The organism is Pyxidicoccus caerfyrddinensis (genome assembly GCF_010894405.1).
Classification (GTDB): domain Bacteria; phylum Myxococcota; class Myxococcia; order Myxococcales; family Myxococcaceae; genus Myxococcus; species Myxococcus caerfyrddinensis.
On sequence record NZ_JAAIYA010000012.1, the window covers coordinates 332,285 to 356,115 of the forward strand.

Annotated in this window: 23 protein-coding genes; 12 read left to right on the forward strand and 11 right to left on the reverse strand. The window is 70.3% G+C overall.

Annotation, left to right across the window (positions count from 1 at the left end):
• Positions 1-22 precede the first annotated feature (22 nt).
• The 4 genes from G4D86_RS28915 to G4D86_RS28930 all read left to right on the forward strand — a co-directional run bounded on the left by G4D86_RS28915 (position 23) and on the right by G4D86_RS28930 (position 5,468).
• Entirely contained in the window at positions 23-1,276 is a 1,254-nt protein-coding gene (locus G4D86_RS28915) for an aspartate aminotransferase family protein (protein WP_163997284.1), read from the forward strand.
• 107 nt (positions 1,277-1,383) lie between these two features.
• Positions 1,384-2,727: a J domain-containing protein gene (locus tag G4D86_RS28920; protein WP_163997285.1), complete on the forward strand. Its 1,344-nt coding sequence runs from the start codon at positions 1,384-1,386 to the stop codon at positions 2,725-2,727.
• Between the two features lie 17 nt (positions 2,728-2,744).
• Positions 2,745-4,586, forward strand: a complete 1,842-nt coding sequence (gene dnaK / locus G4D86_RS28925; protein ID WP_163997286.1) for a molecular chaperone DnaK — start codon at positions 2,745-2,747, stop codon at positions 4,584-4,586.
• The gene (locus G4D86_RS28930) at positions 4,587-5,468 is read left to right on the forward strand and encodes a hypothetical protein (protein ID WP_163997287.1); all 882 of its coding nucleotides are present in this window, start codon (positions 4,587-4,589) and stop codon (positions 5,466-5,468) included.
• Between the two features lie 3 nt (positions 5,469-5,471).
• On the opposite strand, the gene G4D86_RS28935 is transcribed toward G4D86_RS28930, so the two are convergent.
• Genes G4D86_RS28935 through G4D86_RS28960 form a run of 6 tightly spaced genes read right to left on the reverse strand, consistent with a single transcriptional unit; the run spans position 5,472 to position 9,564 of the window.
• Positions 5,472-5,951, reverse strand: a complete 480-nt coding sequence (locus tag G4D86_RS28935) for an FAS1-like dehydratase domain-containing protein (protein WP_163997288.1) — start codon at positions 5,949-5,951, stop codon at positions 5,472-5,474.
• Positions 5,952-5,955: 4 nt separating this feature from the next.
• A complete protein-coding gene (locus tag G4D86_RS28940) occupies positions 5,956-6,351 on the reverse strand; it encodes a MaoC family dehydratase (RefSeq protein WP_163997289.1) in 396 nt (131 codons plus the stop codon).
• A 27-nt stretch (positions 6,352-6,378) separates the two neighbouring features.
• Positions 6,379-7,293 carry a hypothetical protein gene (locus G4D86_RS28945; RefSeq protein WP_163997290.1) on the reverse strand — a complete coding sequence of 305 codons (915 nt, stop codon included), beginning with the start codon at positions 7,291-7,293 and terminating at the stop codon, positions 6,379-6,381.
• A gap of 2 nt (positions 7,294-7,295) precedes the next feature.
• Complete coding sequence (locus G4D86_RS28950) at positions 7,296-8,465, reverse strand: SDR family oxidoreductase (RefSeq protein ID WP_205519794.1); 1,170 nt, start codon at positions 8,463-8,465, stop codon at positions 7,296-7,298.
• Positions 8,466-8,488: 23 nt separating this feature from the next.
• Complete coding sequence (gene coaE / locus G4D86_RS28955) at positions 8,489-9,085, reverse strand: dephospho-CoA kinase (RefSeq protein ID WP_163997291.1); 597 nt, start codon at positions 9,083-9,085, stop codon at positions 8,489-8,491.
• A gap of 11 nt (positions 9,086-9,096) precedes the next feature.
• Positions 9,097-9,564 carry a hypothetical protein gene (locus G4D86_RS28960; RefSeq protein ID WP_163997292.1) on the reverse strand — a complete coding sequence of 156 codons (468 nt, stop codon included), beginning with the start codon at positions 9,562-9,564 and terminating at the stop codon, positions 9,097-9,099.
• A 152-nt stretch (positions 9,565-9,716) separates the two neighbouring features.
• Here G4D86_RS28960 and G4D86_RS28965 point away from each other — a divergent pair, with 152 nt between their 5' ends.
• The 7 genes from G4D86_RS28965 (at position 9,717) to G4D86_RS53145 (ending at position 17,969) form a co-directional block, all read left to right on the forward strand.
• A complete protein-coding gene (locus tag G4D86_RS28965) occupies positions 9,717-10,214 on the forward strand; it encodes a cytochrome c3 family protein (protein ID WP_240360523.1) in 498 nt (165 codons plus the stop codon).
• 7 nt (positions 10,215-10,221) lie between these two features.
• A complete protein-coding gene (gene yihA / locus G4D86_RS28970) occupies positions 10,222-10,845 on the forward strand; it encodes a ribosome biogenesis GTP-binding protein YihA/YsxC (RefSeq protein WP_163997347.1) in 624 nt (207 codons plus the stop codon).
• A gap of 71 nt (positions 10,846-10,916) precedes the next feature.
• A complete protein-coding gene (locus G4D86_RS28975; RefSeq protein ID WP_163997294.1) occupies positions 10,917-12,851 on the forward strand; it encodes an NHL repeat-containing protein in 1,935 nt (644 codons plus the stop codon).
• A gap of 59 nt (positions 12,852-12,910) precedes the next feature.
• Entirely contained in the window at positions 12,911-14,584 is a 1,674-nt protein-coding gene (locus G4D86_RS28980; RefSeq protein WP_240360524.1) for a DUF6178 family protein, read from the forward strand.
• Between the two features lie 150 nt (positions 14,585-14,734).
• Positions 14,735-16,030 carry a spore coat polysaccharide polymerase ExoJ gene (gene exoJ, locus G4D86_RS28985; protein ID WP_163997296.1) on the forward strand — a complete coding sequence of 432 codons (1,296 nt, stop codon included), beginning with the start codon at positions 14,735-14,737 and terminating at the stop codon, positions 16,028-16,030.
• Entirely contained in the window at positions 16,020-17,174 is a 1,155-nt protein-coding gene (gene exoK, locus G4D86_RS28990) for a spore coat polysaccharide biosynthesis glycosyltransferase ExoK (protein ID WP_163997297.1), read from the forward strand. Before exoJ ends, exoK begins: the two co-directional genes overlap by 11 nt.
• A gap of 105 nt (positions 17,175-17,279) precedes the next feature.
• A complete protein-coding gene (locus G4D86_RS53145) occupies positions 17,280-17,969 on the forward strand; it encodes a DUF4097 family beta strand repeat-containing protein (RefSeq protein WP_240360525.1) in 690 nt (229 codons plus the stop codon).
• Between the two features lie 117 nt (positions 17,970-18,086).
• On the opposite strand, the gene G4D86_RS29000 is transcribed toward G4D86_RS53145, so the two are convergent.
• From G4D86_RS29000 to G4D86_RS29015, 4 genes are read right to left on the reverse strand one after another with little or no spacing between them, the layout of a single operon-like run.
• Positions 18,087-19,193 carry a quinone-dependent dihydroorotate dehydrogenase gene (locus G4D86_RS29000; RefSeq protein ID WP_163997298.1) on the reverse strand — a complete coding sequence of 369 codons (1,107 nt, stop codon included), beginning with the start codon at positions 19,191-19,193 and terminating at the stop codon, positions 18,087-18,089.
• An 8-nt stretch (positions 19,194-19,201) separates the two neighbouring features.
• On the reverse strand, positions 19,202-20,197 hold the full coding sequence (locus G4D86_RS29005; RefSeq protein ID WP_163997299.1) for an amidohydrolase family protein: 996 nt from the start codon (positions 20,195-20,197) through the stop codon (positions 19,202-19,204).
• A 37-nt stretch (positions 20,198-20,234) separates the two neighbouring features.
• Positions 20,235-20,942 carry a Smr/MutS family protein gene (locus tag G4D86_RS29010; protein ID WP_163997300.1) on the reverse strand — a complete coding sequence of 236 codons (708 nt, stop codon included), beginning with the start codon at positions 20,940-20,942 and terminating at the stop codon, positions 20,235-20,237.
• Between the two features lie 24 nt (positions 20,943-20,966).
• On the reverse strand, positions 20,967-21,779 hold the full coding sequence (locus G4D86_RS29015; RefSeq protein WP_163997301.1) for a TerB family tellurite resistance protein: 813 nt from the start codon (positions 21,777-21,779) through the stop codon (positions 20,967-20,969).
• Positions 21,780-21,831: 52 nt separating this feature from the next.
• Here G4D86_RS29015 and folD point away from each other — a divergent pair, with 52 nt between their 5' ends.
• A complete protein-coding gene (folD, locus tag G4D86_RS29020; protein WP_163997349.1) occupies positions 21,832-22,683 on the forward strand; it encodes a bifunctional methylenetetrahydrofolate dehydrogenase/methenyltetrahydrofolate cyclohydrolase FolD in 852 nt (283 codons plus the stop codon).
• A 21-nt stretch (positions 22,684-22,704) separates the two neighbouring features.
• On the opposite strand, the gene G4D86_RS29025 is transcribed toward folD, so the two are convergent.
• Entirely contained in the window at positions 22,705-23,763 is a 1,059-nt protein-coding gene (locus tag G4D86_RS29025; RefSeq protein ID WP_163997302.1) for a hypothetical protein, read from the reverse strand.
• Between the last annotated feature and the right edge of the window lie 68 nt (positions 23,764-23,831).

A 23,831-nucleotide genomic window follows, 5' to 3' on the forward strand; every position in this document is an offset into this window, starting at 1 on the left:
GCGCTTCAGGCCCCGAAGAAGGATGACCGCCTTGCCGCAACCCCCGCCGTCTCCCGCTGCCCCGTCCTCCGCCCCCACGCCTGCCAACGACGCCATCATCCAGAAGGCGAAGCGGCACCTGCTGCAGAACTACAAGCAGCAGCCCATCGTCCTGGTGCGAGGGCAGGGGACCCGGGTGTGGGACGCGGACGGACGCGAGTACCTGGACCTGCTCGGCGGCATCGCCACGTGTGCGCTCGGCCACTGCCACCCCGAGGTGACGGCCGCGGCGAAGGCGCAGCTCGACTTGCTCTGGCACGTCTCCAACGTCTTCTACTCGCAGCCGCAGATTGACCTGGCCGCGCAGCTCACCGAGTGGTCCGGACTGCCGCGCGCCTTCTTCTGCAACTCGGGTGGCGAGGCCAACGAGGCGCTCCTCAAGCTGGCCCGCAAGGTGATGAAGGACCGCGGCACGCCCGAGCGCTTCGAGGTCATCTCCTTCGAGAAGAGCTTCCACGGCCGCACGCTCGCCACCGTCACCGCCACCGGCCAGCCGAAGTACCACGCGGGCTTCGAGCCACTGCCCGCCGGCTTCACCCACGTGCCCTACGGCGACATCGAAGCCGTGCGCCGCGCCGTGGGCCCCGCCACCGCCGCCATCCTCGTGGAGCCCATCCAGGGCGAGGGCGGAGTGCGCGCCGCGCCTCCGGGCTTCCTCACCGCCCTGCGCGCCCTGTGCGATGAGCGCGGGCTGCTGCTCCTGGTGGACGAGGTGCAGACGGGCATGGGCCGCACTGGCAAGCCCTTCGGCTTCATGCACGAGGGCATCCGCCCGGACGCCATCAGCCTCGCCAAGGCGCTGGGCAACGGCCTGCCCATCGGCGCCATGCTCTGCCGTGAGGAGCTCGGCGCCAGCCTCGTCCCGGGCACGCACGGCTCCACCTTCGGCGGCAACCTCGTCTCCGCCGCCGCCGCCAACGCGGTGCTGCGCATCCTCCGCCGTCCCGAGACGCTCCAGGACGTCACCGAGAAGGGCGCGCACTTCCTCGCCCGCGCTCGCGAGCTGCAGGGGCGTCTGCCCGCAGGCCGCATCCAGGCCGTGCGCGGCCAGGGCCTGCTGCTGGGCCTGGAGTTGGACCGCGACGTGGCCCCCGTCATCGCCAGCCTCCGCGAGGCAGGACTCCTGGTGAATGCCGCCGGCGACCGCACGGTGCGCTTCGCGCCCCCCTTCATCGTCACCCGGCAAGAGTTGGACGAGGGCCTCGCCATCGTCGAGCGCGTGCTGGCCGCGCTCTGACGCGGTGCCAATCCCAGAAACCCGGAAAACCCAGCAACGGACGTTTGACGCCCCGCGTCCGGAACCCTAGTCTGGGCCTTCCCGCTGCCCTTTCGCGGACCGTCCTTGTGAGCGCGCCAAACACGATCGTCGGGCTGGGGGCCCGGACGGACCACATCGCCACCGTGCCCAATGTGGACCCGGCTCGCCTCCAGCTCACCGCGGAGGAGGGCACGGTGCTCTCGCTCGTGGGCCGCGTGGAGCGCATCGAACAGGTGCTGGCCCGCTCATCGCTCGGCGAGGCGAGGACGATTGCGGTGCTGCTGGCGCTGCGCGCCAAGGGCGCCATCGTCCCCGCCCGCGTGGTGCCCCGCGCCCAGCCCGCGCCCTCGGTGGACGCGGCGCTGCTCGAGGAGGTGGACCTCGAGCCGGAGCGGAAGAAGGAAATCATCGAGCTGGAGCGCGCGCTGGACTCGCTGGACCACTTCGCCGTGCTGGGCCTGAAGCCGGGCGCCTCTCCGGCGGACGTGAAGACGGCGTATTACAACGCCTCGCGCCGCTTCCATCCGGACCGCTACTTCGGGAAGAACCTGGGCAGCTTCCGCGCTCGCATGGAGCGCATCTTCCGGCGCCTCACCGACGCCCACAACGTCCTCACCCAACCGGACAAGCGCGAGGCGTACCTCCGGGCCAACCCCGCGCTGGGGCTCGCCGCCGCGGCCGCCACGCCGGCTCCCGCGGCCCCGCCGCCGCCCGAGCCGCCCCCACCGCTCACGCCCGTGCCGCCCCCGGTCCACGTCGCCTACACCCCGCCGGCCCCGCCGCCGAGGCCCGCCGCGCCGCCGCCCCGGGCTCCGCCCACGCCCGCGCCGCCTCCGGTGAATGACGCGGAGTCCGAGGCCCGCCGCGCCGAGCGGCAGGCCCGCCTGGCCCGGCACCCGTACATGGCGCGGACGGGCAAGCTGTCCGAGCTGCTGGCCCGGGGGAAGGCCGCCGTCGCCAAGGGCGACTGGGAGCGGGCGTACCAGGACTTCCACCAGGTGCAGATGTTGGACCCGAAGAACCGCGAGGCCGCGACGCTGCTGGTGGAGGCCCGCCGCCGCCACGACGCGCAGCGGGCCGCCGTCGAGCTGGCCCGCGGCAAGACGCTGGAGCAGGGCGGCGACGCCAACGGGGCCTACGCCGTCTACCGGCTCGCCAGCTCTCTGGACGAGCAGAGTGCCGAGGCCGCCTTCCGCGCCGCGCGCCTGGGGTACCAGCTTGGCCAGGAGGCGACGGAGGTGAAGTCGCTGGCGCAGCGCGCCGTGGACCAGCAACCGGAGCGCGTCGAGCACCATGTGCTGCTCGGAAAGGTGCTCATGGACGCCGGATCGAAGAAGCTCGCCAAGCGGGCCTTCGAGGAAGCCACGAAGCTGGATCCAGACAACGCCGAGGCGAAGGCGGCCCTCAAGAAGCTGCGCTGGACGTTCTAGGATGTGTACGGTTCCCCATGGCTGAAGCCGAACCCCTCATAGGCATCGACCTGGGGACGACGAACAGCATCGTCGCCACCGTCCAGGACGGCCAGCCCATCGTCATCAAGAACCGCACGGGTCTGGCGCTCACGCCGTCCGTGGTGGCGGTGTCGAAGAACGCCAAGCGGCTGGTGGGGAGCATCGCCAAGCGCCAGGCGATTACGAACCCGCAGGAGACGGTGTACGCCGTCAAGCGGCTCATCGGCCGGAAGTTCTCCTCGCACGAGGTGCAGAACGCGCTGCGCTCGCTGCCCTACGAGGTGGTGGCCGGGCAGCACGATGACCTGCGCGTCCGCATGGGTGGCAGGGATTTGTCCGTCCCCGAGCTCAGCGCGATGATCCTCCAGGAGCTGAAGGCGGACGCGGAGGCGCACTTCGGCCGGCCCGTGAGCAAGGCCGTCATCACCGTGCCGGCGTACTTCAACGACGCCCAGCGCCAGGCCACGAAGGACGCGGGCCGCATCGCCGGGCTGGAGGTGCTGCGCATCATCAACGAGCCCACCGCAGCGGCGCTGGCCTACGGCTTCGGGCGCACGGTGAACGGGCGCGTGGCGGTGTTGGACCTGGGCGGCGGCACCTTCGACGTGTCGGTGCTGGAAATCAATCAGGGCGTCTTCGACGTGGTGGCCACCGGCGGCGACACGTACCTGGGTGGAGAGGACTGGGACAACCGCATCATCGAGTGGCTGGTGTTCGGCTTCGCCAAGGAGCACGGCATCGACCTGCGCAAGGACCGCATGGCGCTGCAGCGGCTCAAGGACGCGGCGGAGAAGGCCAAGGTGGAGCTGTCCAGCGTGCGCGAGGCCCAGCTCAACCTGCCCTTCATCAGCACGCCGCCCGGAGGCGGGGCCGCGCTGCACCTCCAGTCCACGCTCACCCGCGACAAGCTGGATGACCTGACGAACGACCTGGCCGAGCGCGTGGTGGGCATCACCACCGAGGTGCTGGGCGAGGCGAGCGTGCGTCCCTCGGAGCTGAAGGAGGTCATCCTCGTCGGGGGCATGTCTCGCATGCCCAAGATTGTCGAGGCCGTGCGCGGCTACTTCCGCCGCGAGCCGTGCAAGGGCGTGCATCCGGAGGAGGTGGTGGCGCTGGGCGCCGCCATCCAGGCCCACGCGCTGGTGGAGCAGGAGAGTGAGTTGCTCCTGCTGGACGTGACGCCGCAGAGCCTGGGCGTGGCCATCGCCGGCGGCTCCGTGAAGCGCATCATCCCGAAGAACACCACGGTGCCCACGTCGGCGACGGAGGTGTTCGCCACGTCGAAGGACTTCCAGCACACGGTGAAGATCATGGTGCTGCAGGGCGAGCACGAGCTGGCGCACCAGAATGAGCTGCTGGGCGAGTTCGTCCTCACCGGCCTGCGCGAGGCACCGCGCGGGAAGGTGGAGATCGACGTGACGTTCGACATCAACGCGGAGGGCATCGTCTCCGTGTCCGCGAAGGACCGGGACACGGGGCTGCGCCAGTCCATCACCGTCACCGCGTCCAGCGGCCTGACGGAGGAGGAGCTGCAGCGCATCATGGAGGAGCAGCGCGAGTACCTCATGGCCGCGCGCATCTCCGACGAGCTGAAGACGAAGCGCATGGAGCTGGACTCGCTGGCGCGCGACGTGGTGGACGCGCTGACTCGGGCGCGGCTGTTGCCGGGCGGTGGCGGCCTGGGGCCGGACGCGGTGCCCCGGGCGGAGCAGGCGCTGGAGCATGCGCGCAGGGTTCGGGAGAACGAAGATGTGGGGTCGCTCGCGCGGGCCTGTGAGCTGCTGTCGGGCTCGCTCACGCAGCTGCGCAAGCCCGGCCCGGGTGGGATGGGGCGATAGATGAGTCCCCAGCGCGCGAATCAGCTCATCGAGGCGGGACTGTGGCTGCGTCTGAGCGGCGACATGCGGGGCGCGCAGCGCCTCTTCGAGCGCGCCCTGCAGCTGGACCCGGGCAACACGCGCGCGAAGGAGTACCTGGAGGCCGCGGTGGCGGCGCTGTCCGCGGGAAGCGTGACGCCCTTCTCACCGCCTCCGGCGGACGTGGTGCCGCTCCCGGCGCAGGTGCTGGGGCGGATGGCGCCGGCGACTCCCTCGCTGGATGGAGACTGGGGCGCGTGGGCGGAAGGGCAGGGCGGACCGCCGGAGGGCGCGAGTTGGAAGACGCCCGCGCCGGTGTATCTGCCGGAGGTGCCGGGCGGCAGCCGCGTGGACGCGATGGAGTTGCTGGCGAGGGAGGACGACTCCGACGAGCCGCAGGTGTTCGCGTTGCCCGACAACGACACGCAGGAGTACGGCGTCCCGCGAGGTGACACGCAGGAGTACGGCGTGCCCCCGGCGGACGGCGAGCTGGAGCTGCTGCTGCGCGGGGCGGAGGACCTGCTGGAGCTGGATGACCACTCCGGCGCGGTGGACCTGCTGTTCAAGGCGCAGGAGCTGGCGCCGGGAGACCCGCGCGTCGAGGCGCTGCGACAGCGCAGCGAGCGGATGCTGATGGCGATGCTGGAGTCCAAGCTCGGCGATTTGGGGCGAGTGCCCCGGGTGCGCCTGCAGCCGGACGACATCATCTGGCTGAACCTGGACCACCGCGCCGGCTTCGTGCTGGCGCAGATTGACGGCGCGGTGTCCTACGAAGACTTGTTCGCCCTGTCCGGGATGACGCGGCTGGATACAGCGCGCATCCTCGCGCAGCTGTTGGACGAGGGCGTCATCACCGCGGGCTGAAGCTCAGCCCCGGACCACGCCGGTCCACGTCCCCGTCACCACGACCTTGCCGTGCTGGTTGCGCGACTCGGTGGTGACGACGACGAAGCCCATGCGGGCCTTCTCGTAGATGTCCGCGATGCGGCCAGTGGACGTCATCACATCGCCAGGGCGCATGACGTCCAGGAACTCCAATTCCTGCTCGCCGTGGACGACCCGCTGGATGTCGATGCCCATTTCCGGGTCCGACAGTGCCGCGCTGAAGGGGCGGATGGCGAACACCACGGCGAAGCTGGGGAACGCAATCACGTCCCCATACGGCCCGGCCTTCGCGGCCTGCGCGTCGTGGAGGAGCGGGCTGACGTGGGGGAGCGGCTCGCCCGGGGTGCCGGCGCCGGGCACCGCACCGCCAATGGCGAGGGTGAACTCGCGCAGCTTCTCCGCGCCAATCGTGTAGACGAAGGGGCCGTACTCACGGCCGATGAAGCGCTTGTCGAGGGCCATGGCGTTACTCGAGGGAGGCTTCGACGACGGCGCCCTTGAGGACGTCCTCGCCGCGCTGGTTGGTGGCGCTGATTTCCGCCGTGAGCCGGCCGTCCTGGATGGCGGTGACCTTGCCCTGGAAGGTGATGGTGTCCTCGGGCCGCACGGGCTTCGAGAAGCGCACCCGCACGCGGCGCACCCGGCCCGGGTCTCCCACGAACACGCCCACGGCCTCGACGGCCCAGCCCAGCGTGCACAGCCCCTGGAGGATGTTGCCGCCGAGGCCCACGGCCTTGGCCGCCTCGGGGTCGATGTGGATGGGGTTGAAGTCCCCGGAAGCACCCGCGTAGTAGATCGGCCGGTACCGATCGCACTCGCGGACGTGCGTGAACGTGTCGCCTGTCTGGAAGGTGCGTGGCATCACCGACCTGTCTACCACGCCCGGGCCCTACTCCAGGAAGGTGAACCCGTAGCTGCCCTGTCCACCATCCGGCAGGTACATCACCAGGAACGCCGTGCCCCCCGCCGGCACCGTGAAGTCCACGATGGGATTCCGCCGGGTGAACAGCGGCTGCCTCAAGTCGCTGGCGAGGTACACCTCCACCACCGGCAGCACCCGGCTCGACCCGCTTTCGAACGTGAGGCGGTAGTGGCTCGTGGTGCTCGCGGAGAACTCGAACCAGTCCTCGTCACGCTGGTACTCGAGGCGCCCGTAGACGGTGTCGAACGCGTCGGGAGCGATTCGCGTGGCGAGGTCCGGGCCGTCCGAGTGGTCGTCCTCGCCCAGCTCCGTGAAGGTGAGCACGTAGTTCCCGGTGGCCGCGGAGATGTCCACCGGCGAGTGGCTCACGCGCAGGAAGTAGGGCGCCGTGGTGGGCGTCTTGAAGGTCATCTCCGCGCGAGGCCGCCCGTCCACCGCGTCCAGCCACACGCCGCCCTGGTCGAACGCGTCCACGCGGGGCAGCAGGCTGCCGCCCTCGGGCACCACCGTCACCGAGTAGATGCGGCCCGCCCGCGCCTCGAAGCGGAAGAAGTCCAGGTCTCCAATGGGGTCGATGCTCCGCGGGTTGACGCGCCCGTCCGGCACCAGCGTCCGCGCGCGCGCCTGGCAGTCATCCGGCTCCGCCGCGTCCCCGGGGTGCTCCGCGCAGTTGGCCTCGCTCACCCGTTCACACGCGCCGCTCGGGCGGGCCACGTAGCCCGCGTCACACAGACACCGCGCTTCGTCTCCCTCCACCACGCACTGAGAGCGGTTCGGCTCACGGCAGGTGGACGGCGTGCAGAGGGGCTCGTCACCGCCCGATTCGACGACGCACCCGGTGGTGGCGAGGACCGCCGCGAGGAGGAGGACGCGCGTGCCCATGCTCAGCGCCCCTGTCGGTGGCTGGAGTCCGCGTCCTCGCGCTCGGGCGAGGGGCCGTGGTCCAGCGGGTCGTCCACGTGGGTGTCCTCGCGGCGCTTGCGGTACTGCTCGCGCACGTACGTCACCAGCTGGTCCAGGTACGAGGAGAGGGGAGGGCACCGCACGCCCGTGCCGTCCAGCAGCTCCAGCGTGTTGTGGCAGTTGTAGATGGCCAGGTGATTCACGTAGCTGATGGCCGCGCGCTGGGGCCGGGCCAGCTTCTCCAGCACGGGCAGCCGCAGCATCACATCCGCCGCGCGGGCGGAGAGGTTGAAGCGCGGCAGCTTCTTGTTGGCCTTTTCCGCGATGAGCTCGTACACGCGGCGCGCGCTCATGGGGTTGGGGTCCACCAGGTGGAACGTCCGCCCCGCGGCGCGCGGGTCCTTGGACAGCCGCAGCACCGCGTCCACTACGAAGTCCACCGGCACCACGTTGAGCGGCGCCACGCCGTTGCCCGGCAAGGGCAGCGGCACCACCAGCGGCGACGTGACGAGCAGGATACCCAGGTAGTAGGGCCCCTCGAACTTGTCGATTTCCCCCGTGCGCGAGTCCCCCACCACGCTGGAGGGACGGAAGATGGTGATGGGCAGGGTGGCCCCCGCGCGCAGCACCAGCCGCTCCGCCTGGAACTTCGTCTCCTCGTACGGGTTGCGGAAGGCCTGGCCGCGGTCCAGCTCGTCCTCGGCGATGACGCCCACCCTGTCTCCGGACACGTAGCAGGTGGAGAAGTGGTTGAAGCGCGCCAGGTGCGAGCAGTCCCGCGCCAGCTCCAGCATGTTGCGGGTGCCGTCCACGTTCACCCGCCACGCCGTGTCCTTGGGCACGCCCAGCTGGGCCACCGCCGCGAGGTGGAAGATGTCCGTCACCCGCTCGCACAGGCGCTGGTACTCCTCGCCGGACAAGCCCAGGTGCATGTCCACCACGTCGCCGGTGAGCAGCTCCACCGGGGCGCCCTTCATCTTGGCCGCGTGCTTCTGCGCGTCCTTGAGGTGCTTGGGCTGCACCAGCGCGTAGATGTGCCCTTTCGGGTCCTCCCGCGCGATGTGCTCCACCAGCCGCTTGCCGATGAACCCGGGGTAGCCGGTGATGAAATACGTCCCGGCGCCGCCGCCCTTCTTGCGCGTCTCGCTCATGCGGCGCGCAGCATACCCGCCCGTCAGCCCCGCGCGAGCATGGCCCGCCAGACAGATTCCACCTGGGCCCGGGTGTCAGCCAGGTCACCGCTGTTGTCGATGACCCACGTGGCGTGCGCCCGCTTCGAGTCCAGGGGGAGCTGGGCGGCCAGCCGGCCCTCCGCCCCCGCCGCGTCCAGCCCGTCCCGCGCCATCAGCCGGGCCTTCTGCAGGTCCCGGGGCACCCACACCACCGCCACGCCCTCCATCCACTCGTGCATGCCCGCCTCGATGAGCAGGGGCACGTCGTAGATGACGCGCTTCACCCCCCGCGCCTCCAGGGCCTGGACCTTCTCCAGGAAGGCCTCGCGCACCCGGGGGTGGATGATGGCGTTGAGGGCGGCGCGTTCGGTGGCGTCCGAGAAGACGCGCGCACCCAGCTTCACCCGGTCCAGCCGGCCGTCGGGGCCCAGCACGCCGGGGAAGCGCGCGGCCACGTCGGCGAGGCCCGGGGTGCCGGGCTCCACCACCTCGCGGGCGAGCACGTCCGCGTCCAGCACCTCGGCGCCCAGCTCGCGGAGCATCCGCGTGACGGTGCTCTTGCCGGAGGCGATGCCGCCCGTCAGCCCGAAGACGTGCATGGGGCCCAGGCCTACTTCGCGGCCTTCTGCGTGGTGAAGGTGAACGACTGCACCGTCTTGCCGTCCTCGTTGAAGAAGATGGCCAGACCCAGCTTCGGGTACAGGAAGTAGGTGCGGAAGTCCTCCGTCAGCTTGCGCAGGTAGCACGGGGTGGCGGGCGCCGGGCCGGCGGGGCAGGCCGGGCCGTAGCTGTTCTCGATCGTCTCCTTGTCGATGACCGGCCCCGGGAACACGTCGATGCGCTCCACCAGTTGGGAGCCGGGGTCGACCTTGAACTGGGCCTGGGTGGTGCCCTTGATGGCCTCCTTGCCCAGGTAGGCGATGATCTCCTTGCCGTCCTGGGTGACGGTGCGCGAGGGCTCACCGAACTTCTTGATGATTTCCTCGCGCTTCGAAGTGCCGGGCTCGATGCCCTGCCAGGGCTTGGCAGCGGCGGGTACGGCGAAGGCGAGCACGGCGAGCAGGGTCAGGGTCCGCATCACGATTCCTCCCTAACGGATCGGGCAGGCAGGGCTCAAGAAATCCACAGTGTTTCAAACGGATGATGCTGGCCGGCATTCAATCACGAGACGCCTTGCCCCGTCCGGGGGGGTCTGCTAGTCGGACCGTCATGCCTGCTCCTGGCTCCAGGATGATGCTCCTGCTCGCCCTCGCCCTCGGTGGCGCGGCCGCCGCCGCCGACTTCGTCGGCCCGGACAGCTGCAAGGGCTGCCACCCCGAGGCCTACGACGCGTGGATGCAGTCCAAGCATGCCCGCGCGGAGAACTCGCTCTCCGAGCAGCAGCGCAAGGACGGCCGCTGCCTGTCGTGCCACTCCCCGGACCAGGGTGCGCAGGCCACCGCCAGCGTCACCTGCGAGACGTGCCACGGCGGCGGCCAGTACTACTCGCCCGAGTACGTGATGAAGGACTCGGAGCTGTCCCGGCTGGTGGGCTTGGTGGACCCGTCGGAGAAGCAGTGCCGCTCCTGCCACGACGCTTCCTCGCCCTCCCTCCGGCCGTTCGACTTCAAGGAGTCGCTCAAGGCCATCGACCACTGGTCCGCCGAGCGAGCCCGCCGCTCCGGCCGGACCGACGCGTCCACCACCTCCACCTCCACGGCGCCAGCCCCGGCCAGCGCCAAGAAATAGCCGCGTGATCAAGGTCAAGGTTCTCGACGCCCGCTTCGTCGTCACCGCCGTGGAGCCCAAGGGCTACCCGCCGGGCCATACCGCGGAGGTGGCCTTCGTCGGCCGCTCCAACGTGGGCAAGTCTTCCATGATCAACGCGCTCACCAACCGCAGGAAGCTGGTGCGCGTGTCGAACACCCCGGGCCGCACCCGGACGCTCAACTTCTTCGACGTGGACCTGGAGCGCAACGGCGTGCGCCACGCGGTGCGCCTGTGCGATTTGCCCGGCTACGGCTTCGCCAAGGCCAGCAAGACGGACAAGAAGCAGTGGGAGGAGATGATCACCACCTACCTCGAGAAGCGGCACCGCCTGGAGGCGGTGGTCAGCATCATCGACGCGGAGGTGGGGCCTACCCCGGACGACCTGGCCACGCTGGACTACCTCCAGGCCCACAACCGCCGCATCCTCGTCGTGGCCACCAAGGTGGACCGGCTCACCAAGGCCCAGCGCAAGCCCCGCATGATCGCGCTGTCCCAGGCCATGGACCTGCCCCTGGAGGTCATCCTTCCCTTCTCCGCGACGGAGAAGCTGGGAGTCGATGAAGTCTGGGGAGCCCTCCTCGATACATTCGGGAAGTCCACCCGGGTTTGAGTTGACCGGGTGCGGCGAAAAACGGTTTCCTGACCTCCTGTTCGCGCCATTGCCGGCGCTGGAGGTCTCACATGCGCCAGCAGTTCCTCGTTGCCGCCGTGCTCGCCACGGTGGCCCTCACGGCCTGTAGCTCGGGCGGAGGCGCGGGCAAGCCCGACGCCGGCGGTTTCGGCAACCCCCAGGGCAACACGGACGGCGGCCGCGACGGCGGCGGTGGCACCGGTACGGGCGATGGCGGCACCGGCGACGATGATGCCGGCACCTCGGTGGGCATCCCTCCCGGCGGCTTCGACCTGGACGGCGGCGTGTCCAGCGGCGCGGTCCAGGTGGACGGCGTGCAGCAGGACCCCCAGGGTAACATCATCCTCGGCGGCGGCAGCACCGCGCTGGCCTTCGCGTGGATCGCCAACAACAACGCGGGCACGGTGTCCAAGTACGACACGCGCACCGGCAAGGAGGTGGGCCGCTACCACGCCGTCATCCCCGTGGACGGCAAGGGGCAGCCCAACGGCGTGCGGGGCAACGAGCCCAACATGCCCAGCCGCACCGCGGTGGACCTCTTTGGCGACGTGTGGGTGGCCAACCGCGCGCAGGACGTCCAGGGCTCGGTGACGAAGATCGCCAACAGCAAGGCCTACTGCAAGGAGCGCAACGGCGTTGCCGGCATCCAGACGAGCGAGGACAAGAACGACGACGGGAAGATCGACCCGGCGACGGAGATGATCATCCCCACCGACTGGACGGACCCGAAGCAGTACGACGAGTGCCTCCTGTTCAGCACCCCCGTGGGCCCCTCCGGCACGGGCGCCATCAAGACGCGCGCCATCGCCATCTCCCAGGGCATCGAAAACAGCGCCGGCGACATCTGGGTAGGCATCTGGGCCAACGCGCGCATCATCAAGCTGGACCCCGAGACTGGCCAGCAGGTGCAGGTCAACGGCGCGGGCGCCATGGACATCCCCGTGTTCCAGTCGGGCTCGGGCCCGTACGGCGCGGCCATTGACGGGCAGCAGCGCCTGTGGATGGTGTCCGCCAACCTGAGCCCCCTGCGGCTGGCGCTCATCGACACCGGCAACGGCGAGGTGGTGAACATCGACGGCAAGGCGTTCATCTCCCCGCCCGCGGCGCTGGGCACCTCCGGCGCGTACGGCATCGCGGTGGACGGCAAGGACCGGGTGTGGATTGCCGGCTGGACGTCGGGCGCCAAGGCGTGGCGCTACACGCACAACGGCCTGTCCGGCACGCTGGGCGAGTGGAAGGTGTTCGACTTCTCCAACGCCATCAGCCAGATCAACACGAAGATGCGCCGCGCGCGCGGCATCGCCGCGGATGACAAGGGCTTCGTGTGGATGAGCTCGGACACGGGCACCCAGCCCGGCAACGACGCGGCCACCCGCGGCGCCTCGCAGCTCATCGCCTTCAACGGCGACACGGGCGACATCAAGAAGTTCCAGTGGACGGACAGCCAGCAGGTGGACTTCATCGACGCCACGGACGGCAACTCGTACACCGCCATCGGCGTGGGCCTGGACGCGGACAACAACGCGTGGGTGAACAACAACTCCGGCAACGTCATCCGCGTGGACCGCGAGTCGGGCAACATCCTGCGCACGCAGAAGCAGGGCAGCGGCCTGTACACGTACTCGGACTTCACGGGCTACCAGCTGCGCAACTTCACCGCGCCCTCGGGCTGGTACCGCCAGATCTTCACCGGCTGCGGCTCCAACACCGTGTGGCGCACCGCGAAGTGGGACGTGGAGAAGCCCGCGGGCACGGACATGAACGTCTACGTCACCGTGTCCAACCGGCGTGACGGGCTGGACAACCCCGCCAACCGAAAGGGCCCCTTCGTCGCCCAGCCGGTGGACCTGACGGCGCAGGGCTTCCCCAAGGGCAACTACCTGCGCATCGAGTTCGAGCTGAAGTCCACGGACCGCATCCTCAACGCCACGCCCAAGCTGAAGTCGTTCGATGTCGACTTCCAGTGCGAGGTCGTCATCCGGTAGTCGCCGCTCGCGTGGCGTTCCCCTCCCGGCCCGGGAGGGGGTGTGGTAGGCACGCCGCCGTGTCTGAAAACGGCAAGGGTAATGGCAAAGACGCGCAGCTCGCCCCGCGCGAGCTGCGCCAGCGGTTGATGCGGCTTTCCCCGCGGCAGCGGATGGACGCCCTCATCGAGGCTCCGGATGCGCGAGCAGTGGTGCGCTCGCTGCCTCCGGAGGACCTCTACGTCACCATCCAGGAAGTGGGGATGGCGGACGCGACGGAGCTGGTACAGCTCGCGTCGCCCGGCCAGTTCCGCGCCTTCGTGGACCTGGGCGGCTGGCACCGCGACAAGGTGGACTCGCACGCGGTGCTCACCTGGCTGCGCGCCGCGCGCGGCGGGTTCGACGACACCGAGGAGTTCCTCCGCAAGCTGCACGCGGTGGACCTGGAGGTGCTGGAGCTCCTGCTGCGCGAGTTCTCCGAGGTGCATGACCTGGAGGAGAACCCGGACGTCAACCCGCCCGGCGTGACGATGGAGACGCCCGAGGGGCGCTACCTCATCGAAATCAAGGCCGAGGGCGTGGAGATGTCCGCCGTGCGCTCGCTCCTCAATGACCTCATCGCGGAGAACCCCTTCGAGGCGGTGCGGCTGCTGGAGGCCGTGCGCTGGGAGATTCCCAGCGAGATGGAGGAGACCGCCTACCAGTTCCGCCGCGGGCGGCTCCTGGACATGGGCTTCCCCACGCTGGAGGACGCGGTGGCCCTCTTCAGTCGCGTGGACGTGGGCGCCCCGGTGGACACGGCGAAGGCGCCGGGCACCGCGCTGGCGGCCACCGGCGGGCACGTGGACTACCTGGAGGCGGCCTTCCGCGGGCTGACGATGCTGGAGCGGGAGAACGCCGAGGACGAGCTACGGGACGTGGCCAACGCCGCGCTGGTGGCGGAGCTGGCGGACCCCGGCGACCTGGACGCCACGCGCCAGGCGGCGGAGATGGTCCGCGACTACCTCTCGCTGGGCCTGGAGCACCTGACGGGCGCGGACCCGGCCCGCGCCTCGGACGCGCTGCGCGACACGCCGCTGCGCCGCGTCTTCCAGGTGGGCTTCTCGCTGACGCTCCAGCTCAAGTTCCGCGCGGACCGGCTGGTGAAGGCGCCGGGCGCCATGCTCGAGGGCGTGCTGATGGTGCTGCCGGAGGAGGCCGCGGCAGTGGAAGCGCTCCGGCGCAAGCGGCCGCGCCGCGCGCTGCGGGTGGACGGCGCGGAGCCGGTGCCCTTCCGCTCCCTGCGCGAGGTGGCCTCCACGGAGGCGCTGCTGGCCCGTGCGGAGGCCCAGGTGGCGCTGCTGCGCGGGGTGCTGGGCGGCTCCGCCGAGGCGGCGCACACGGCGGTGGCCCGCTTCGGCGTGCCGCTGGAGACGCTGGGCGTGGAGCGCCTGCTGGCCGCCGCGGTGGCCATGGCGGTGCTGGAGGGCCGGGCGGACGCGCGCCCCGTGCCCCTGGGCCGCACGGTGGAGCTGGGCCAGCGCCTCTTCGAGGGCACCCCCGAGGAGCCGCGCCTGCGCCCCTCCGCCGCCGACCGCGCCTTCGCCGGCCTGGAGGCGGCGGTGCCCCCCGAGGCCCGGGATGAACTGCGCCGCCTGGTGGGACTCACACTCACCCGGCTGTTGGACGAGCTGGGCACGGCGTGGCTCCAGGAAGGGCGGTTGGATCCGATCGCCACCGCCGTCCTGCCCATGGAGAGCAGCCCGGTACCGTAGGTTTTTCAGTCCGGGGCGGCCTCGGGGGCTGAAGGGGCCGCCCAATCGTAGGAGATCCAAGCCTTTGCCCGTGAGGGCGGCTGGCATGTCCTCTGCTACCGGCAGGGCACGCGTGATTGTGCGCGAGGCAACTGCCGGGAGGTGGAGGGAATGGTACCGGGCGAGCAGCAGGGACAGCGCCGTGATGTGTTGGCTTTCTATGCGCTGACCGCGTTCGCGGCGGTGATGTACGCGGCGCCGGGTGAGTGGATCCCCGCGTTGGCGGAGCTGCGGCTGGCGCTGGTGACTTCGGTGCTGGCGGCGGGATTGATGGTGATGCGGCGGCTGGGCAAGGCCGAGCCTCTCTACGTGGACGGCTCGCGGGGGCTGGCGCTCATCGGCTTCTCGACGCTGGCGGTGGCGTCGCTCGCCTGGTCGCTGAACCCGGAGGTGACGCAGGCGACGGGCGTGGAGCTGCTGAAGCTCACGGCCATCTACCTCACCATCGTCAACGTCATCACCAGCGGCAAGCGGCTCGCGGTGGTGTGCGGGGCCATGGTGCTGGCGTCGGTGGTGACGTCCATCGGCGTCATCAACTGGTACATGGTGGGCGAGGACCTGGTGGAGGGCTTCCGCGCGCGGTGGGTGGGCGTCTACGCGGACCCGAACCACATGGCCATGAACATCGGCCTGGTGGTGCCGCTGGCCGTCGCCTTCATGGCGCGCAAGGGCAGCGCGTGGGTGTGGCGGCTGGCATGCCTCGTCGCGGCGGCGCTGGCGGTGACGGCGATTGTCTTCTCGCACTCGCGCGGCGGCTTCATCGGCCTGTCGCTCGCCATGGGCGTCTGGGCGGTGCGCGAGAAGCGCCGCATGCAGGCGGTGGTGGTGGGCTCCCTCTTCGTGGTGGGCCTGCTGGTGTTCGCCCCCAAGAGCTTCTGGGAGCGCAACGAGACGGTGGCCACGTTCCACGAGGATGCGTCCGCCATGGGCCGCGTGTACGCGTGGCAGGTGGCCAGCCGCATCAGCCTGGACCGGCCGCTCCTGGGCGTGGGCGCGGGCAGCTTCCGCTACGCGTGGCCGCTGTACGCGCCTCCCGAGGCGCGCCGGGCCTACGTGGCCCACAACATCTTCCTGGACGTGATTGGCGAGCTGGGCTGGGTGGGCCTGGCCTTCTTCCTGGTCTTCGCGGGCGGCTCCGCGGGCGGCGCCTTCGCGGCGTCGAGAAACCCGGAGATGGGCTGGCTGGCACGGGCGCTGTCGGCGTCCATGGTCGGCTACCTCGTGTGTGACTTGTTCTCCGGCTACATCCTGTCCGCGCACTGCTACGTGCTCTTCGGACTGGCGGCGGCGGCGCAGCGGATTGCTCGCGCGGCGGAGGCGTCTTCTTCGGTGGCGGTGGTGAAGGTTCCGGCTCCCAGGGAGCCGGCGGTGGCGGGTGGTTGGGAGGGGTCTGGACATGCGGCGTGAGGAGGTGCGGATGGGGCGGGAGCCCCTCCGCCTGGTGCAGTTCACCCGGTCGTTCCACATTGGAGGGACGGAGGTGCAGGTGCTGGAGTTGCTGCGGGGGTTGCCCCCCAGCTACCGGCTCCAGGTCTCCGTGCTGGAGGACGCGGGGCCACTGATGGGCTCGCTCTGGAAGCTCGGCCACGCGCCGGAGGCCTTCCCGCTCAAGGGCTCTGTGGCGCAGCCCAACACCGCGTACCAGGTGTACCGGATGGCGCGCTGGCTGAAGCAGCACCGCGTGGAGCTGGTGCACGTGCACGACTTCTACTCCACGCTCATCGCCGTGCCGGCCGCGAAGCTCGCGGGGGCGAAGGTCATCGTCGGGCGGCTGGACTTGTCCCACTGGCAGGGAAGGGTGCGGCGCGCGGTGCACGCGCAGCTGACGCGGATGGCGGACCACGTCATCGCCAACGCGGAGGCCATCCGGAACATGCTGGTGTCCGAGGAGGGCCTGCCCGCCTCGCGCGTCTCCGTCATCCACAACGGCCTGGACCTGCGGCGCTTCGACGCCCGCGTGCGCGAGGGCCTCAAGGGGCCCCTGCCGGACACGGGCGGCGCACCGGTGGTGGTGCACGTCGCCAACATGAACCACCCCGTGAAGCGGCAGGAGGACCTGCTGCTCGCGCTGGCCATGCTCCGCCACGGCGGCACGAAGCTGCACGCGTACCTCGTGGGGGACGGCCCGCGCCGGCCGCAATTGGAGAAGCTGGCCGTGGAGCTGGGCGTGACGGACACCGTCCACTTCCTCCGGCACCGCACCGACGTGCCGGCCATCTACGCGCGCGCCAACTTCGGCGTGCTGTGCTCCACCGCGGAGGGCATGTCCAACGCCGTCATGGAGGGCATGGCCTCCGGGCTGCCCATGGTGGTGACGCGCGTGGGCGGCAACACCGACCTCGTCCAGGACGGCGTGCGCGGCCTCATCGTGCAACCCGAGCAGCCCTCCCAGCTCGCCCAGTCGTTTGCCCAGCTCCTCTCGAATCCAGAGAAGGCAAGAGCCATGGGCCGGGCCGCGCGGGACTTCGTGGCGAGGGAGTTGTCCCTGGACAAGATGATCCGGGTGCACGACGCGCTCTACCAGAAGGTGGCGCGCGGCACCGGCGCCTGAGGCATGTCAGACCGGCGTGGATACTTCCGCACGCCGTCGACGAAATCGAAGGGCGGGCCCTACGTAGGAAGGAGGGAAGCCTCTCTCCTACATGAGGACCCACCCATGCATCTCGCCCTCCTGGTCATCCTGGCTGCTGCCCCGGCAACACCCCAGACGTGGAAGTTTGAAACGGATGGCACTCCCGAGGTCCATATCTCCAATGTGGATGGCGCGGTTCGGGTGGATGCGGTAGACGGGAATAGCGTGGTATTTGAGGTAGTTCGGGAAGGCCCGGACTCGGCCCGGAACAAAACCGAGGTCGAAGTCGTCCAAGAAGGCGACGTGGTGAGGGCGCAGGTGTGCTGCGGGAAGTGCGAGGAGGAGCGGCACTCCTGCAAGGGCGACCTGGGGAAGGTGCGGTTCGCGGTGAAGGTGCCCCGGAGCACGGAGCTTCACGTCAGTGTCGTGAACGCGACGGTGTCCGTGGCGGGTGTGACTGGGGAGCAGGAGATTTCGGCCGTCAACGGCCGTGTGGAAGTGAACGGCTCCGAGCGAAGGATTTCGGTCAGCGCCGTAGATGGTGAAGTGGTGTTGGCACCGCGGAAGGTCGTGACTACTTCTGTGAGCACCGTTTCAGGGGATATCCGGCTGAAGCTGCCGGCCAAGGCGGACGCGAAGGTGGAATTCAGCTCCGTCAGCGGAAGTTTCAATGGGAGTTCCGTCGCGCTCGGCTCGAAGGAAAAGAGCTACGGCGCCGGCTCCCAGGAAGTCGAGATCAGCACCGTGAGCGGCTCGCTCACGGTCCAGGAATAGCTTTCGAGGCCCGTCAAGCACTGGGCCCGGGGCGCTCGCCGGTGAAACTCCAAGGCGCCGGCGAGCGCTCATTTTTCGCGAAGCCCCGGGTGGCCCTTCAGGCACCCGGGGCTTCGTCTATGCGGCGGGCGGGGAGGCAGCCGCGCCGCTACCCCGGTGCTCGGCGCCAATGGCGTCCCGCACCTGGCTGAAGCCATCCCGGGCGAGCAGGGCGGCGAGGCCGGGGAGGATGCGGCCCACCATGCCGGGCCCCTCGTAGATGAAGCCCGTGTAGACCTGCACCACGGACGCACCGGCGCGCAGCTTCTCGTACACGTCCTCGGCGGTGAAGACGCCGCCCACGCCGATGATGGGCAGGGCGCCGCCGCTGCGCAGGTACGCGCGGCGGATGACGGCGTTGGCCGGCTCGCGCACGGGCGCTCCGGACAGGCCGCCCGCCTCCTTCGCCAGCGGGTGCTCGAAGGGGCGGGCGATGGTGGTGTTGGTGGCGATGATGCCCGCGAGGCCGCACGCGCGCACCACGTCCACCACCTCGTCCACGGCCTCGGGCGTGAGGTCCGGGGCAATCTTCAGGAACAGCGGCTTGCCGGGGGCCACCGAGGCCAGTCGCTCCTGCACCGCGCGCAGCAGGTGGCCCAGCTGCTCGGGCTCCTGCAGCTTGCGCAGGCCGGGCGTGTTGGGCGACGAGGCATTCACCACCACGTAGTCGCCCAGCGGCGCGAGCGCGTCCACGCAGGCCACGTAGTCGTCCACCGCCTTCTCCAGCGGCGTGTCCTTGTTCTTGCCGATGTTGACGCCCAGCGGGCCGGGGCGCCACGTGAGCGCGCGCAGGCGCGTGGCGGCGTCCGTGGCGCCGTGGTTGTTGAAGCCCATGCGGTTGATGACGGCGCGGTGCTCCGGGAGGCGGAACAGGCGCGGCGTCGGGTTGCCGGGCTGGGGCCGGGGCGTGAGGGTGCCAATCTCCACCGCGGAGAAGCCGCAGGCGAAGAGGCCGTCCACCGCCTCGGCGTCCTTGTCCAGGCCGGCGGCCAGGGCCACGGGGTGGGCGAAGCGCAGGCCCGCGACGTCCACGGCCATGCCCGGCGTGGCGCCACGCAGCGCCTTCGCGCGCATGGATTCGCACAGGCCGTGGGCGCGGCCGAGCTGGTGCAGCCCGGCCATGCCCAGCCGGTGCGCGCGCTCCGCGGAGAGCTGGAAGAGGAGCGAGCGGGTGAGTCCGTACATGGGCACGCTCAGGCGGGGATGAACGAGGCCTGCCGGGCCCAGGCGAGCGTCTGGTCCACCTGCTCCGGCGTGAGGATGCCGTTCTGCTCGATGATTTCGATTTCCCGGCGCATGTCCGTCTCGAGCAGGTAGGGGCCGTCGGTGTTGATGGTGAACTTCACCTTGCGGTCCCAGAAGGTGCGGCAGATGTGGCGCAGCTCCTCCACGCCCTCCACCGCCTTGGTGTGCAGGTTGGACGTGGGGCACAGCTCCAGGACGATGTCGTTCTCCCGCAGCACCTTCATGGCGTGCTCGTCGTAGGCGGCGCGGATGCCATGGCCGATGCGGTGCGGCTTGAGCTTCTCCACCACGGACATGACGCCCTCGGCGCCGGTGCCGCGCGTCTCGCCGGTGTGCACGGTGCACTTGAGGCCGGCCTTGCGGGCGCGCGCGAAGAGGTCCTCGTACTCGGCCACGCGCTCGGGCTTGAGCTCCATGGCGTTGGTCTCCGTGCCGGCCAGGTCGATGCCGTACACGCCGCGGGTGCGGTACTTGATGGCCTTGTCCACGATGATGTTGTTGAGCTTGTGGTCGAACTCGCGGGCGAGGCAGAAGATGAGGCCCATCTTCACGCCGTACTCCAGCACCGCGCGGTCCATGCCGCGCAGCGCGGCGTGGATGATGTGGTCCAGGTCCAGCTCGGAGTTGAGGTTGCGCTTCATCGGGTTGAAGCGCAGCTCCATCTGCGTCACCCGGCTGCCGCGGTACTCCTTGCCGATGACCTCGTAGACGGAGCGCTCAATCGCGCTCGGCGACGACTGAATCTTCTCCGTCCAGGTGTGGAGGATCTTCAGGTAGTCGTCGAGGCTCCCGACCTTGCCGGGTCGGGAGGTGATGAGCTCCACGAAGTCGAAGTAGTTTTTGACGGGGAGCTTGAAGCCCTGCTGATGGGCGATGGACCAGAGGATGTGGGGCGCAACGGCGCCGCCCACATGGATGTGCAGGTCGATGAGTTCGCGTGCCATGGCGGCATGTATGCACAGTGCCGGGCGCGCGTAAAGGTTACCGCCGGAGCAGGACGTACACCGCCCCGGCGCCCCCGTCCTGCGGACGTGCGGTGGCGAACGCCAGCACCATGTTCCCCACGCGCTTCTGGGACAGCCAGGCGCGGACGCTCTCCTTGAGCACGGGAATCTGGTCCTTGGAGTTCAACCCACGTCCGTGAACGATGAGCACACACCGCTTCTTGGCGCGGCGGCTGTCCGCCAGGAAACGCTCCACCGCGTCCCGGGCCGCCGCCTGCGTCATGCCGTGCAGGTCCAGCTGGCCCTGCACGGAGAAGTCGCCCCGGCGCAGCGAGCGCAGCAGGTTCCGGTCGATGCCCGGCCCCGCGCCCTCGAAGTATTCGTCGCCGCCGGTGATGTCGAAGTCACCCTGGCCCGCGACGAGCTCCGAGAGCTCGGCGAGCGCCTCTGCATTCTCGTCGATGAGCTCGGGCAGGCGCGGGTTGGGCGCCGGGGCCTCGCCGCGGTGGGTGATCTGCTGCACGCCGTCCATGGCGGAATAGAAGAGGGCGGCCTCGTCGGCCTCGCTGAGCTTGGGGCCCTTCTTCGCCTTGGGAGGGGGCGGTGGGGCCTTGCGCTTCGCGGCCTCGGCGGCAGCGGCGGCGGCCTTGTCCTGGGCCTCCTTCTTCTCCTGGTCCTTCATCGCCTTGATGGCGGACTTGAAGGGGTTGTTGTGGAACGCCTCGTCCTTCTTCTTCTGGCTCATGGGATTCCTGGGTTTAACCCGGCGCTACAGTCCGCGCAGGCGCCGAATCTCTTCATAGGCGTCCCGGACCTCCTGGAAGCGGCGGGAGGCCTGCTCGGCGGCCCGCCTTCCGGCGTGGGAGGCCTTGTCGGGGTGGTGCTCGGCGGCGAGCTGCCGGAAGGCGCGCTTCACCTCCGCGTCTGTGGCCTCGGGGGTGAGGCCGAGCACGGCGTAGTGGTCGTCGCCTTCGCCCAGGTGCTGGGCGGCGATGGCCTGCTCGTCCTCCTCGGAGAGGTCCAGGCCCCGGGCCGCGCGGCGGAGCGCCTCGCGCTCGGAGCGCTGGAGGGCGCCGTCCACCAGCGCCACCTCGAAGAGGGCGTCGAGCAGCCGGTGGCGGTCGGCATGGGAAAGCTGCGCTCCGCAGGACTGCGCGGCGGCGTCCAGGTCCGGGGGGCGGTGGAGGAACTCCTTGAGGTGCCCGCGCACGAGCTGCAGGGACTCGGGGCCGTAGCCGAGGACGCTCTCGAAGTAGAGGCGCACCTCGCGCACCTCCTCGCGGCGGACGTCACCGTCGGCGTGGGCCACCTCGATGAAGAGGGCGCAGAGGTCGCGGGTCAGCTCGTCGACGGGCGCCTCGTGATTGCCGTCCTCGGGGCGGCCCTCGTCGACGGTGCGCGGGGCGGGTGGGAGGAAGTCGGTGAGCACGTCCGACGTCTCGGTGAACTGGGAATGCTGCTCGTCGTGCCGGTGGCCGACGAAGCCTCCCAGGACGGCAAGGAGGACGATGGCGAGCGGGTGTCCGATGAGCAGGCCCACCGCCAGCCCGACAATCGCCCCCAGAACTTTTCCCGCGCCCATGGCCGAGGTTTCGCTCCCTTTCCGCCGGGGAGTTTTGCATAGAGTGCGCCGCATTATGGCCCAGTTGATTGATGGCAAGGCAGTGGCGGCGCGGGTGCGGGCGGAGGTGAAGGCGGAGGTGGACCGGCTCAAGGCGGAGCGCGGCATCACCCCCGGGCTCGCCGTGGTGCGCGTGGGCGAGGACCCCGCGTCCCAGGTCTACGTCGGCGGGAAGAAGAAGGCCGCCGCGGAAGTGGGCTTCAACTCGTGGGAGCACCACCGCGACGCGAGCATCACCCAGGACGAGCTGCTCGCGCTGGTTCGGCAGCTCAACGACGACCCTGCGGTGCACGGCATCCTCGTGCAGCTGCCGCTGCCCAAGCACATCGACGCGGACGCCATCATCTCTGCGGTGAAGCCGGAGAAGGACGCGGACGGCTTCCACCCGATGAACGCCGGCAACCTGCTGCTGGGCCGGCCCGCGACGCGCGCGTGCACGCCCTACGGCATCATGCGGCTGCTGGAGGAGATTGGCTGCGACCCGGCCGGCAAGCGCGCGGTGGTGGTGGGGCGCAGCAACATCGTCGGCAAGCCCATGGCGCTGATGCTGCTCCAGAAGAACGCCACGGTGACCATCGCCCACAGCAAGAGCGACGTGCGCCGCGAGGTGGAGGGCGCGGACATCGTCGTCGTGGCGGTGGGCGTGAAGGAGCTCGTCAAGGGCGAGTGGATCAAGCCCGGCGCGGTGGTCATCGACGTGGGCATGAACCGCCTGCCGGACGGCAAGCTGGTGGGCGACGTGGAGTTCGCGAAGGCCGCCGAGCGCGCCTCGTACATCACCCCCGTGCCGGGCGGCGTGGGGCCGATGACCATCGCCATGCTCATCCGCAACACGCTGGAAGCGGCCGAGCGCGGCGTGAAGTGACGCCCCCGCGCCCGGGCGGAGCTACCCGCGCAGCCAGCGCTCCAGCTGGTTGCGCTTCTTCCCGCGCACGCTCGTGCCCAGGCTCAGCTGGTCGAAGTTCCACCGCGTGCGCAGCCGCTCGGCCGAGGCCGCGAGCCAGGCCGGGAAGGCGGACGGCACGCACGTGCCCAGCCCCAGGTCGTCGCAGTACACCTTGTCGCTGTTGAAGGACGTGCTTCGCGGGCGGAGCATGTCGGCGGGGTTGGACGCGGACAGGGAGACGTGGAACCACGTCGCCGAGCGGCTGTCGACGGACAGGTGCACCTGGTGCTGATAGGCCGGGGCTCCGTCGAACGCGGGCGACGAGATGTGGACCTGGAACCAGAAGGCGTCGGGCTCGCCGAAGCCCAGCTCCTTCGCGAGCCCGAGCGCGGGTGAGCGGGCCTGCCGCGCCTCGAACAACGCCTTCATGCGCGAGAACAGGTCCTCCATCACCGGCGTGGAGCGCGCATGGGTGCGCAGGTCCTGGAGCCGGTCCAGCTCCCAGTCCTGCTGCCGCACCGCGCGCTCGATGTGCGGGATGAGCGCATCGAGCGACGCCTCCGAGCCGTCGGCGGCCAGCACCGCCAGGAGGTCCAGCGACACCTGCTCGCACGCCACGGCGGCCGTCTGCAGGGCCTGGAGGACGCGCGGCTGGTCCGCCAACGCCTGGAACTTCGCCCGCTTCTGCTTCGAGCCCCACGCGTACGTCGACTCCAGGCCGAGCAGCACCTGCAGCGCCTCGTCCCAGTCGGCGGCGAGCACTTCGTCCTTCGCGTCGCGCCGGACGTACTCGCGGATGATGAACGCGTGGGGCCTCCGGTCCGCCTCGAGCAGCGCCAGGCCGGCGCGGATGACGGGCACCGGCAGGCGCCGGCACGTCCGCGCGAAGAGCCAGGTCGGGTGGTAGCTGTCGCCGATGAGCCCCACCGCGGCCCGGGCCGCCAGGGCGGGGTCCACGTCGTCCGGGAGCAACTTGAGGACCTCCAGCAGGTTCGAGCGCTCGTGGTACGGGGTCCGGAGGACGGTCTCGATTTCCCGTAGGGTGGGGCGCTTGGGCATGGCCACGTCCTGGCGCGAGCTTCCGATAGCGGCGCCTGCCACGACTCGTACCCCAGGTCCGCGCGAAT

What these genes read in the sequence shown, in the direction of transcription:
- G4D86_RS29015 (WP_163997301.1), bottom strand. Translation starts at nt 21,779, where the DNA reads ATGGGCGCGGGAAAAGTTCTGGGGGCGATTGTCGGGCTGGCGGTGGGC.
- G4D86_RS29000 (WP_163997298.1), bottom strand. Translation starts at nt 19,193, where the DNA reads ATGTACGGACTCACCCGCTCGCTCCTCTTCCAGCTCTCCGCGGAGCGC.
- G4D86_RS28960 (WP_163997292.1), bottom strand. Translation starts at nt 9,564, where the DNA reads ATGCGGACCCTGACCCTGCTCGCCGTGCTCGCCTTCGCCGTACCCGCC.
- G4D86_RS29010 (WP_163997300.1), bottom strand. Translation starts at nt 20,942, where the DNA reads ATGAGCCAGAAGAAGAAGGACGAGGCGTTCCACAACAACCCCTTCAAG.
- coaE (WP_163997291.1), bottom strand. Translation starts at nt 9,085, where the DNA reads ATGCACGTCTTCGGGCTGACGGGCGGCATCGCCTCCGGCAAGAGCACC.
- G4D86_RS28930 (WP_163997287.1), top strand. Translation starts at nt 4,587, where the DNA reads ATGAGTCCCCAGCGCGCGAATCAGCTCATCGAGGCGGGACTGTGGCTG.
- G4D86_RS29025 (WP_163997302.1), bottom strand. Translation starts at nt 23,763, where the DNA reads ATGCCCAAGCGCCCCACCCTACGGGAAATCGAGACCGTCCTCCGGACC.
- G4D86_RS28965 (WP_240360523.1), top strand. Translation starts at nt 9,717, where the DNA reads ATGATGCTCCTGCTCGCCCTCGCCCTCGGTGGCGCGGCCGCCGCCGCC.
- G4D86_RS28975 (WP_163997294.1), top strand. Translation starts at nt 10,917, where the DNA reads ATGCGCCAGCAGTTCCTCGTTGCCGCCGTGCTCGCCACGGTGGCCCTC.
- G4D86_RS28935 (WP_163997288.1), bottom strand. Translation starts at nt 5,951, where the DNA reads ATGGCCCTCGACAAGCGCTTCATCGGCCGTGAGTACGGCCCCTTCGTC.
- G4D86_RS28950 (WP_205519794.1), bottom strand. Translation starts at nt 8,465, where the DNA reads ATGAGCGAGACGCGCAAGAAGGGCGGCGGCGCCGGGACGTATTTCATC.
- exoK (WP_163997297.1), top strand. Translation starts at nt 16,020, where the DNA reads ATGCGGCGTGAGGAGGTGCGGATGGGGCGGGAGCCCCTCCGCCTGGTG.
- dnaK (WP_163997286.1), top strand. Translation starts at nt 2,745, where the DNA reads ATGGCTGAAGCCGAACCCCTCATAGGCATCGACCTGGGGACGACGAAC.
- G4D86_RS29005 (WP_163997299.1), bottom strand. Translation starts at nt 20,197, where the DNA reads ATGGCACGCGAACTCATCGACCTGCACATCCATGTGGGCGGCGCCGTT.
- G4D86_RS28915 (WP_163997284.1), top strand. Translation starts at nt 23, where the DNA reads ATGACCGCCTTGCCGCAACCCCCGCCGTCTCCCGCTGCCCCGTCCTCC.
- G4D86_RS28940 (WP_163997289.1), bottom strand. Translation starts at nt 6,351, where the DNA reads ATGCCACGCACCTTCCAGACAGGCGACACGTTCACGCACGTCCGCGAG.
- exoJ (WP_163997296.1), top strand. Translation starts at nt 14,735, where the DNA reads ATGGTACCGGGCGAGCAGCAGGGACAGCGCCGTGATGTGTTGGCTTTC.
- G4D86_RS28945 (WP_163997290.1), bottom strand. Translation starts at nt 7,293, where the DNA reads ATGGGCACGCGCGTCCTCCTCCTCGCGGCGGTCCTCGCCACCACCGGG.
- G4D86_RS53145 (WP_240360525.1), top strand. Translation starts at nt 17,280, where the DNA reads ATGCATCTCGCCCTCCTGGTCATCCTGGCTGCTGCCCCGGCAACACCC.